Raw genomic sequence first — 9,619 nt, 5'->3', positions numbered from 1 at the left:
CATATCATGCAATTTCTGCACACCATGCTGCGCGTCGGCAATCTGGAACGTTCGCTGGCCTTTTACCAGGATGTACTGGGCATGCGCCTGCTGCGCCGCCAGGACTACCCGGAAGGCCGCTTTACCCTGGCCTTTGTCGGTTATGGTGAGGAATCCGACCATACCGTGCTGGAGCTGACCCATAACTGGGATACCGATAGCTATGAACTGGGCAACGCCTTCGGCCATATCGCCATCGGGGTGGAGGATGCCTACCAGGCCTGTGAGGCGGTGCGTGCCAAGGGCGGCAAGGTGGTACGTGAGGCCGGCCCGATGAAGCACGGCACCACGGTCATCGCTTTTGTGGAAGATCCGGACGGCTACAAGATCGAGTTCATCCAGAAGGGCAGCCTGTAAGGCTTCCGGCTGCATGGCCTGCGCAGGTGGGCCGTCACAGGCCGGAGCACAGGGTTCCGGCCTTTTTCATGTGTACGCGGTATTCACGGAGCTTCAATGCCTTACGCACTGCGCAATCTGCTTGTTCTGCCGCTGCTGGCCCTGCCTGCGCTGGCGCAGGCGGCCGATCTGGATGGCAGCACGCTCAGCCTGGCCTGGGTGCTGCCCTTTGCCGGCATCCTGTTGTCCATTGCCCTGTTTCCGATTTTTGCACCGGGCTTCTGGCACCACCATTTCGGCAAGATCACCGCCTGCTGGACGGTTTTGTTCCTGCTGCCCTTTACCGCCAGCTTCGGGGTGGGCAGCGCCATCAGCCTGATCGTGCATGCGCTGGTGACGGAATACATTCCCTTCATCATGCTGCTGCTGGCGCTGTATACCGTGTCCGGCGGCATTCTGGTGGGTGGCAGCCTGCATGGTTCGCCCAGGGTCAATACCAGCATCCTGGCCATCGGCACGCTGTTGGCCTCCATCATGGGCACCACCGGGGCGGCCATGCTGCTGATCCGGCCCTTGCTCAAGGCCAATGACAACCGCAAGCACCAGGTGCATGTGGTGGTGTTCTTCATTTTCCTGGTGGCCAATGTCGGCGGTGGCCTGACGCCGCTGGGCGACCCGCCGCTGTTTCTGGGCTTTCTCAAGGGCGTGACTTTTGGCTGGACCTTCCAGCACATGCTGCTACCGGTGGCGCTGCTGGCGGCCTTGCTGTTGCTGGTGTTCTATGCGGTGGACAGCTATTTCTACCGCCGTGAGGACGAGGAGTTCAAGCCGCACCACGACCAGCCCTTGCGCTTGTACGGCAAGATCAATTTCCTGCTGCTGGCCGGCGTGGTGGGAGCGGTCTTGTTGTCCGGTTTCTGGCAGCCGGCGCTGCACTTCGAGCTGGCCGGCGTGCATGCCGAATTGCAGAATCTGGTGCGCGACGGCCTGTTGCTGCTGCTGACCATTATTTCCCTGTGGATCACCCCCAAGCAGGTGCGGGCGGGCAATGAGTTCAACTGGGCAGCGATTCTGGAAGTGGGCAAGCTGTTTGCCGGCATCTTTGTCACCATCGCGCCGGCCATCGCCATCCTGCGTGCCGGCACTGCCGGGCAGCTGGCCGGGCTGGTGCATGCGGTATCCGGGGCGGATGGCCAGCCGGTGAATGCCATGTATTTCTGGATGACCGGGCTGCTGTCCAGTTTCCTGGACAATGCACCCACCTACCTGGTGTTCTTCAACCTGGCCGACGGCGACGCCAGCACGCTGATGGGGCCGCTGGCGCAGACGCTGCTGGCCATTTCCATGGGGGCGGTGTTCATGGGGGCCAATACCTATATCGGCAATGCGCCTAATTTCATGGTGAAGGCCATTGCCGAGCAGCGCGGCGTGGCCATGCCCAGTTTCTTTGCCTACATGCTGTGGTCCATCGGCGTGCTGATGCCGCTGTTTGCCCTGCTGACCTGGATCTTCTTCTGATGCAAAAACGGCGCGCCGCCCCTGCGGGGCGCGCGCCGGATGCGGCTTGCTGAACTGGGCCTGCCTACCTGGGCTTGATGGCCGCCGGTTCCGGGCTGGTGCGCATGGCTTCGTCCCATACATGGCGGGGAATATGCGCTTGCAGGTAGTCCCTTGCCTTCTCCAGCAAATCTTCATCAATGTGGTGGCCGACAAAGGGCTCGATCTCGGCTGTGACATCGCTGCCCAGTGCGATCAGATGCTCGGCCGCCTGAACGCTGTGCTGATAGGGAATCACCGGATCCGCCTTGCCATGGAACAGATGCACCGTGGTCTGCGCCAGCGGTGCGTCTGGCAGGCTGGCGAAGCGGCCGCTGAACGCCAGCACGCGGCTGGCCAGTTCCGGCCTGGCGGCGGCCGCTTCCAGCGCCATGATGGCACCCTGGCTGAAACCCACCAGTGCGGTGGCCGCATGGCCCAGGCCGCTGTCCTGTTGCCAGCGTGTGACTGCCGCAAAAAAGTCGGGCAGGGCCGCGGCCACCCGGGCCGGGCGATTTTCCTCGGTGACGCCCTGTACCGAAAACCATTGGAAACCCTGGCCCAGATCGCTGGCATGGCTGCCGGCCACGCTGACAATCAGCGCCTGCGGAAAGCCTTTGGCCAGATACTGGCCCACTGGCTGCATGCTTTCCGGGCTGGCGCCCACGCCATGAAACAGCAGCATCAGTTGCTGTGGCTGGTCGGGGCGCTGGATGACGAGGTCGTGGGTCATGGTGATTCTCCAGAGGGGGCAGCGTTAGCTGACCACGGTGATTGAGGGCAATGTGCCGCGTCACGGGCGGCGTGCGAACAAGTGAATTATGCGGCCAAGGCGGCGTTATAATAGCCCCCTCGCGGTCAACACAGCATTTACTGTCATGCACATTCATATCCTGGGCATTTGCGGCACCTTCATGGGCGGCATTGCTGCCATTGCCAAGCAGGCCGGTCACACCGTCACCGGTTGTGATGCCAACGTCTATCCCCCGATGAGTACCCAGCTGGAAGCCATGGGCATCACCCTGACCCAGGGTTTTGGCGCCGAGCAGCTGGAGCTGGGGGCCGATGTGTATGTCATCGGTAATGTGGTGAGCCGTGGCAAGCCGCTGATGGAGGAAATCCTCAATCGCGGGCTGCCCTATATTTCCGGCCCGCAGTGGCTGGCCGAGAATGTGCTGCACGACAAATGGGTGCTGGCGGTGGCCGGAACCCACGGCAAGACCACCACCAGCTCCATGCTGGCGTGGATTCTGGAAGATGCCGGCCTGGCGCCGGGTTTCCTGATTGGCGGCATTCCGCAGAATTTTGGCGTGTCCGCCCGCCTGCCCGGTGTGCCGGCACAGGACCCGGCCAGCATCAGTCCCTTCTTTGTGATCGAGGCCGATGAATACGACACCGCCTTTTTCGACAAGCGTTCCAAGTTTGTCCACTACCGCCCACGCACGGCGATTTTGAATAATCTGGAATACGATCACGCGGATATCTTCCCTGATCTGGCCGCCATCGAAACCCAGTTCCATCACCTGGTGCGCACCATTCCGGCGCAGGGCCTGATTGTCAATAACGGGCGCGAAGCCAGCCTCACGCGGGTGCTGGAACGTGGCTGCTGGACGCCGGTGGAGGCTTTCGGCGTGGCGGATGGCTGGCAGGCCGGTGAGCCGGATGCCGAGGGACATTTCGATGTGCTGCTGCATGGCCAGTTGCAAGGCCGGGTGGAGTGGAAGCTGCTGGGTGAGCACAACCGCCTGAATGCGGTGGCCGCCATTGCCGCTGCCCGCCATGCCGGCGTGGCGGTGCGCGATGCCATCGCCGCGCTGGCGCGCTTTGACAATGTCAAACGCCGCATGGAAGTGCGTGGCCAGGTGGCTGGCATCACCGTCTACGACGACTTTGCCCATCACCCCACTGCCATTGCCACCACGCTGGAAGGCTTGCGCCGCCATGTCGGCAACGCGCGAATTCTGGCGGTGCTGGAGCCACGCTCCAATACCATGAAGCTGGGCACCATGAAAGACGCCTTGCCCGGCTCGCTGACACGGGCCGACCGGGTATTCTGCTCGGCCGCCGGCCTGAACTGGAGCCCGGCCGAGGCACTGCAGGTGATGGGCGATAAGGCGGAAACCTTCGACCAGCTGGAGACGCTGATCGCCGCCATTCTGGCCGAGGCCAAGACCGGCGACCATATCCTGGTGATGAGCAATGGCGGTTTCGGTGGCATTCATCAGAAACTGCTGGATGGGCTGGCTGCCGCTCAGGCACACTGAACGCCCATCCCTGAAGAAAGCCCGCCATGCCACCGTCCCTGCACTGGTTGACCTTTGCCCTGCTGGCGCTGGGCATGGTGCTGACGCCCGGTCCCAATATGGCCTATCTCTTGTCGCGCTCCATCTGCCAGGGGCGGCGCGCCGGCCTGATTTCGCTGGCCGGCGTCGGCGCGGGCTTTCTCTGCTACATGCTGTGCGCCGCGCTGGGCATCAGCGCGCTGCTGCTGGCGGTGCCGCTGGCTTACGATGCGCTGCGCCTGGCCGGGGCGGGCTATCTCATGTATCTGGCCTGGCAGGCGCTGCGACCGGGTGGCCGCTCGCCTTTCGAGCTGCGCCAGCTGGCCGCAGACAGCCCACGCAAGCTGTTTGCCATGGGCATGCTGACCAATCTGTTGAATCCCAAGGTGGCGGTGATGTATCTGTCGCTGCTGCCGCAGTTTATCGATACCGCGCAGGGCAGTGTGCTGGCCCAGTCGCTGTGGCTGGGCTTTACCCAGATCACCATCAGCCTGCTGGTCAATGCGCTGCTGGTGTTGCTGGCCGGCAGCATGGCGCGTTTCCTGAGCGGCCGGCCGCTGTTTTTGCGCCTGCAGCGCTGGCTGATGGGCGGCGTGCTGGCGGCCATGGCTGTGCATCTGGCCCGCCAGGGCCGTGGCTGAGCCCGCTCAGGCCTGGCGGTGTATCTGGTTGGCGCCGGCAATGCGCGCCAGGCTCAATGCACCCTGCAAACGCTCCAGCATGGCATTGGGCGAGTTTTCTTCCCGCCGCAGCGCACTGATGCCGATGCAGGCCTGGGCCTTTTGTTCCTGTCCCTGATGGATATAGGTCAGCTGGCCCAGCGAGTGCAGCAGCCTGCGCCCCAGTTCGTGGGCGCCTTCCAGATTGGTATTGGGCATCAGCACCAGAAACACATCATCTTCCTGCCGTGCCACCTGATCGCTGTCACGCGTGCTCTGCACGCACAGGCTGCCGGCCAGCCGCAGCAGGTGGCGTCGTGCCGAGCCATTGTCCTGTTGCGGGATCAGCTGCGGAATATTGATCAGCTGCACCGCCATGCCTGACAGATCGCCGCCATAGCGGCGGATGCGCCCGGTTTCGGCATGCGCTCCGCTCAGTAGTTGCGGCATGCCCACCACGCCGGTGAGCTGGTCGTCATCGTGGCTGGGCTGTTGTTCGTGCTTCATGCTTTTCACCAGATTGAGCGAGCGTTCCACCAGTTGGTGTTCGAAATTGAGCAATTGGCTCATCAGCTGACTTTCGGTACGGTCACTGAAGCTGATCACCAGCGTCATGCTGTCATCCAGCAGCACCTCGCGCAGCGATAGCTGCACCTCGAAATGCCGGCCGGTGGCGGTTTTCATTTGCAGGCGCCGGTTATAGACCATGCTGTTGCTGGCCAGCAAGGTCATGAGTTCGGCGGCATCGGCCGGGTGCTGCAGATACTGCACGAAATCGCGGCCCAGCAATTCGTCGTGCGGTGTGGCCAGCAGGATGGCCGCCAGCTGGTTGGCGCTGATGATGCGGCCGCTGGCTGGCTGTGCCAGCAACAGGGCACCTTGCACGGTGTCGATCAGCGACTGGAAAGAGGGGAAGCTGGCCATGGGGCATACCTGGGCTGAATGGCAGTTGAGTGCCTGATGTGTTCAGTCTAAGCCAGCAGGCGGAGGATTTCACCTGCAGACGGCAGCCGCCGCTGGCGGTGTTTCAGCGTTCCAGGATGGCGCGGCGGTGGCGGCGGAAAACCCAGCGTTCCCATAGCGGGCCGGTTTGTTCGTCTGCCGGCAGTTGCAGGCGGGCGGTAATGGCATAGGCCTCGTCCGGTGTCGGGCACTGCGCCTCGATGCGCGCGGCCAGAAACAGCATCAGCGCCGAATCGGCATTGGGCGACAGGGCGATCTGCACCGTGTCACCCACCCGCCACGGGTGGTCGGACAGCCAGGCGATGCTGTCCAGTCCCAGCCGGCAGCGGGTCAGTGGCGGTCGGTCGGGGTGATGGCCTAGTAGCGAGATTTCCAGCGCCAGATCCAGCTTGGCCTCCAGCCGTACCAGCATCGGGTCGGGTTCTTCCGGCGTTTCGCTGGGTGCGGCCAGCACCCGCAGCGCCAGCCGGGTTTCGCGCTGGCGCGCCGGTGAGCACTGCTCTTCGCTGAGCAAGTGCACGCTCAGCGGCAACATGGCATCGAAACTGGCACTGTCCAGCTGTGGCAGCGGGCTCATGACGCTCTCCTCGCAATGGGCAATCAGGCGAACAGTCTGCTGACGCCGTCCAGCCCCATGACATTGATGGCCACATCGGCCTGGGCCTGCACCACCGGCTTGGCGCGGTAGGCGATGCCGACGCCGGCCTCTCCCAGCATCAGCAGGTCGTTGGCGCCATCACCCATGGCGATGACCTGATCCGGGCGCAAGCCCAGTTGTGTGCGTTTTTCAATCAGCAGGCGCTGCTTGGCGGCGGCGTCGACTATCTCGCCCACCACGCGGCCGGTCAGTTTGCCGTCCACCACTTCCAGCTGGTTGGCGTAGGCGTAGTCCAGACCCAGTTGCTGCTTGAGTTTTTCGGTAAAGAAGGTGAAACCGCCGGAAACCAGCATGAAGCGGATGCCGTTTTCCTTGCAGCTGGCCAGCAGCTGCTCGGCGCCGGGGCTCAGTTGCAGGCGTTCTTTATAGACCTTTTCCAGCGCGCTTTCCGGCAGGCCGGCCAGCAGGCTCACCCGTTCGCGCAGCGAGGCGGAGAAGTCCAGTTCGCCACGCATCGAGCGTTCGGTAATGGCGGCCACCTGCGGCTTGATGCCCTGCATGTCGGCGATTTCGTCGATGCACTCGATGGTGATCAGGGTGGAGTCCATATCGGACACCAGCAGGCCGAAGTTGGCCAGCTGCAGGCTGCTGTCGACAAAGGCGAAGTCGTAGCCCAGGGCCTGGCAGCAGGCGCTGATGGCATCACGGCTGGCCGGGTCGGCCTGCTCCAGCCGGGCACATTCGAGCGAGGGCTGGCTGATGCTGCTGGCACCGGCCAGTGCGGCCAGTTCCTGCAATTCCTTGCTGTCGAGACGGGGGGACTGGATGACGAGGGTAAGAGACATGGGCGGGCGGATGTGGAGTTGGGCAATACGCCATTATGCCACTGCCGGGCAGTCTGCCGGAATGCCCGTGTATCAGGGCAGGCTGGCGGCGGCTGGTGCCGCGCCGGGCCTGCCCGCAGGCTTCAGGCCGGCAAGCGCGGCTTGCCGCGCCAGCTCCGCCAGGCGGCATCCAGCGACAGGCAGCCGGGGCCGAAGGCAAACAGGGTCAGCAGCAGCATGGCCCAGTAGTAGTGGAACTGGCGGGTGATGTCGGTGAGGTCGGGATAGCTGATGACGGCCATCAGGTTGACCACGAACAGCCCGGCGGCGGCAAAGCGGCCAAACAGGCCGGCGACCAGCAGGCTGGAAAACACCGTTTCGCCAAAGGTGCCCATCACCGCGGCCAGCGCGGGTGGCAGCAGCGGCACATGGTAGTCATTGGAAAACAGCAATAGCGTGGTGTCCCAGTCCTCCAGCTTGGTCAGGCCGGATTTGAAAAACACATTGGCCACCCACAGCCGGAACAGCAGCAGCACCAGCGGACGGGCGGTGTGACTGGCCTGGTCGAACAGCCGCTGCAGCGGCAGCAGTTTTTGTCTGAGAACTTGCATGGTCGGTCTCCCGTGAGGTGGGCAAGCCGCGTCCCTCCGCGTGCTGGCGGATGGGCTGCCTGCGTGGTTTTACAGTTGGTAGTGGCTGAGCAGGCCGTCGGCAAACAGCCGTGCCAGCCCGGCTTGCAGATCGAAATCATCCTGTGCTGCCAGGGCCTGCCCGGCGGCCTCGCCCAGCGGCTGGCCATCCTGCAGCGCCAGCAATAGTGCTGCCATGCCGGCCGTTTCTGCCTGCACCCGGACCTTGCCGGCGTGGCGGCTGACCAGTGCCGGTTCGCCACCGGCCTCCAGGTTCACATTCAGCGTCTGTCCGGGCTGGTGTCCCTGCCAGATCGAGACCACCGGCCAGCGGGATGACAATGCGCGGCTGCTGTCGCAAAAAGCGAAGCGCAGCTGGCCGAACTGTTCCGGATGGATGTCCGTCAGCGCGCTGGCCGCCAGCGGGGTCTGGTCGATGGCGTAATAGCTGCGGTGCACTGCCCATTCCAGCCGGGCCACATCGGCCAGATAAGGCAGTGCCTGTGCCGGTGGGAAGTCCTGCAGGAAATCGGCAAAGCTGCCGCCATAGCGGTGCAGATTGCCACTGTATGAGGCGTGCTGCTTGCTGTATTCACGGGCCAGCCCGGTCATGAATTCCTCGCCGACGATCTGGCCGGTCACCGGATAGATCATCTTGAGGGTTTCGATCAGGCCGACGCGGTAGTTGTTGCGATAGACCGCCAGTCCGGCCGGGCGCAGGCCCAGAGCGGCATCCGGCTGCTGCGCGGTATGGGCGATCAGCTCCAGCAGCTCTGCCTGCCAGCGTGCTTCAGGCGTCATGGCGTGCTCCTTGCAGGATGGTGTCGGCCTTGGCTGCCTCGGCCTGCAGCGTGTCCAGTGGCGGAATGTCCAGGTCCCACTCAATCAGCGTCGGCCGCGGGCCGATGCTGGCGATGACCTGGGCGTACAGCTGCCATACGCCGGGATGCACCGGCTGGCTGTGGGTATCCACCAGCATGCCTTCGCCCTCGCTATAGCCGGCCAGGTGGATTTCGCCAATCGCCGCGGCGGGCAATGCCGCCAGTACGGCCTGCACATCCGTGCCCAGATTGATGCCGTTGACGTAGAGATTGTTGACGTCCAGCAGCAGGCCGCAGCCGGTGCGGGCCACCAGTTCGGCCAGAAACTCGCCTTCGTTCATCTCGTTGCCGGGAAACTCCACATAGCTGGACAGGTTTTCCAGCAGGATGCGCCGTCCCAGCGCCTGCTGCGTTTCATCCACATGGCTGGCAATCACCGCCAGCGAGGCCATGGTATAGGGGATGGGCAGCAGGTCGTTCACATAGCGCTGGGCACTGTGGTTGAACGACAGGTGTTCCGATACCGCGGGCGGCTTGATGGCATCCACCAGCCGCTTGAGGGCGGCCAGATGCTCTCCGTCCGGGCGTACCAGCGAACCCAGTCCCAGTCCCACACCGTGCAGCGACAGCGGATAGTGGCTGGCCACCCGCTGCAGCATGGCCAAGGGCATGCCGCCATCGAAAAAGTTTTCGCTGTGGACTTCCACCCAGCCTAGTGGCGGCAGGGTGTCCATGACCTGACGATAGTGGGGTGCGCGCAAGCCGATGCCGGCGACGGCGGGAAGGGAAGACGGAGTCATGACCAGGTTTACCGGAAGGGAGGTGAAGGGAAGGTTGCCGGCGCGGGCCGGCAACCATGCCGGGGCGGATTACTTGGCCAGCATGCCGCCCATTTTTTCACAGCTGCCCTTGGCAACGTATTTCCAGTCGCC

The 9,619-nt window shown here is 63.7% G+C and carries 11 protein-coding genes; 4 read left to right on the top strand and 7 right to left on the bottom strand.

Going from position 1 to position 9,619, the window contains the following annotated elements:
• Positions 1–6: 6 nt before the first annotated feature.
• On the top strand, positions 7–396 hold the full coding sequence (gloA, locus tag JHD64_RS20195) for a lactoylglutathione lyase (RefSeq protein WP_199055320.1): 390 nt from the start codon (positions 7–9) through the stop codon (positions 394–396).
• A 96-nt stretch (positions 397–492) separates the two neighbouring features.
• Positions 493–1,893 (top strand): sodium:proton antiporter, encoded by a 1,401-nt coding sequence (locus tag JHD64_RS20190; RefSeq protein WP_110313607.1) that lies wholly within the window; start codon positions 493–495, stop codon positions 1,891–1,893.
• A gap of 64 nt (positions 1,894–1,957) precedes the next feature.
• Here JHD64_RS20190 and ypfH read toward each other — a convergent pair whose 3' ends face one another.
• The gene (ypfH, locus tag JHD64_RS20185; protein ID WP_059287290.1) at positions 1,958–2,644 is read right to left on the bottom strand and encodes an esterase; all 687 of its coding nucleotides are present in this window, start codon (positions 2,642–2,644) and stop codon (positions 1,958–1,960) included.
• A 145-nt stretch (positions 2,645–2,789) separates the two neighbouring features.
• Between ypfH and mpl the strand changes: the two genes are divergently transcribed.
• Positions 2,790–4,175, top strand: a complete 1,386-nt coding sequence (gene mpl / locus JHD64_RS20180) for a UDP-N-acetylmuramate:L-alanyl-gamma-D-glutamyl-meso-diaminopimelate ligase (RefSeq protein WP_199055318.1) — start codon at positions 2,790–2,792, stop codon at positions 4,173–4,175.
• Between the two features lie 26 nt (positions 4,176–4,201).
• Positions 4,202–4,834 (top strand): LysE family translocator, encoded by a 633-nt coding sequence (locus tag JHD64_RS20175; RefSeq protein WP_199055316.1) that lies wholly within the window; start codon positions 4,202–4,204, stop codon positions 4,832–4,834.
• Between the two features lie 6 nt (positions 4,835–4,840).
• On the opposite strand, the gene JHD64_RS20170 is transcribed toward JHD64_RS20175, so the two are convergent.
• The 6 genes from JHD64_RS20170 to JHD64_RS20145 form a co-directional block, all read right to left on the bottom strand.
• Positions 4,841–5,776: a PAS domain-containing protein gene (locus JHD64_RS20170; protein WP_059286411.1), complete on the bottom strand. Its 936-nt coding sequence runs from the start codon at positions 5,774–5,776 to the stop codon at positions 4,841–4,843.
• A 103-nt stretch (positions 5,777–5,879) separates the two neighbouring features.
• Positions 5,880–6,392, bottom strand: a complete 513-nt coding sequence (locus JHD64_RS20165) for a hypothetical protein (RefSeq protein WP_059286410.1) — start codon at positions 6,390–6,392, stop codon at positions 5,880–5,882.
• A 23-nt stretch (positions 6,393–6,415) separates the two neighbouring features.
• A complete protein-coding gene (gene serB / locus JHD64_RS20160; protein ID WP_199055314.1) occupies positions 6,416–7,258 on the bottom strand; it encodes a phosphoserine phosphatase SerB in 843 nt (280 codons plus the stop codon).
• 122 nt (positions 7,259–7,380) lie between these two features.
• Positions 7,381–7,848 carry a DoxX family protein gene (locus tag JHD64_RS20155; RefSeq protein ID WP_059286409.1) on the bottom strand — a complete coding sequence of 156 codons (468 nt, stop codon included), beginning with the start codon at positions 7,846–7,848 and terminating at the stop codon, positions 7,381–7,383.
• Positions 7,849–7,917: 69 nt separating this feature from the next.
• Positions 7,918–8,667 carry a DNA-binding domain-containing protein gene (locus tag JHD64_RS20150; protein ID WP_199055312.1) on the bottom strand — a complete coding sequence of 250 codons (750 nt, stop codon included), beginning with the start codon at positions 8,665–8,667 and terminating at the stop codon, positions 7,918–7,920.
• Complete coding sequence (locus JHD64_RS20145; protein ID WP_199055308.1) at positions 8,657–9,487, bottom strand: DUF692 domain-containing protein; 831 nt, start codon at positions 9,485–9,487, stop codon at positions 8,657–8,659. The genes JHD64_RS20150 and JHD64_RS20145 overlap by 11 nt, the downstream gene beginning before the upstream one ends.
• Positions 9,488–9,619: the final 132 nt, after the last annotated feature.

The organism is Aquitalea sp. ASV15, assembly GCF_016429115.1.
GTDB classification, from domain to species: Bacteria; Pseudomonadota; Gammaproteobacteria; order Burkholderiales; family Chromobacteriaceae; genus Aquitalea; species Aquitalea magnusonii.
This window is presented reverse-complemented; position numbering and strand designations above follow the sequence as displayed.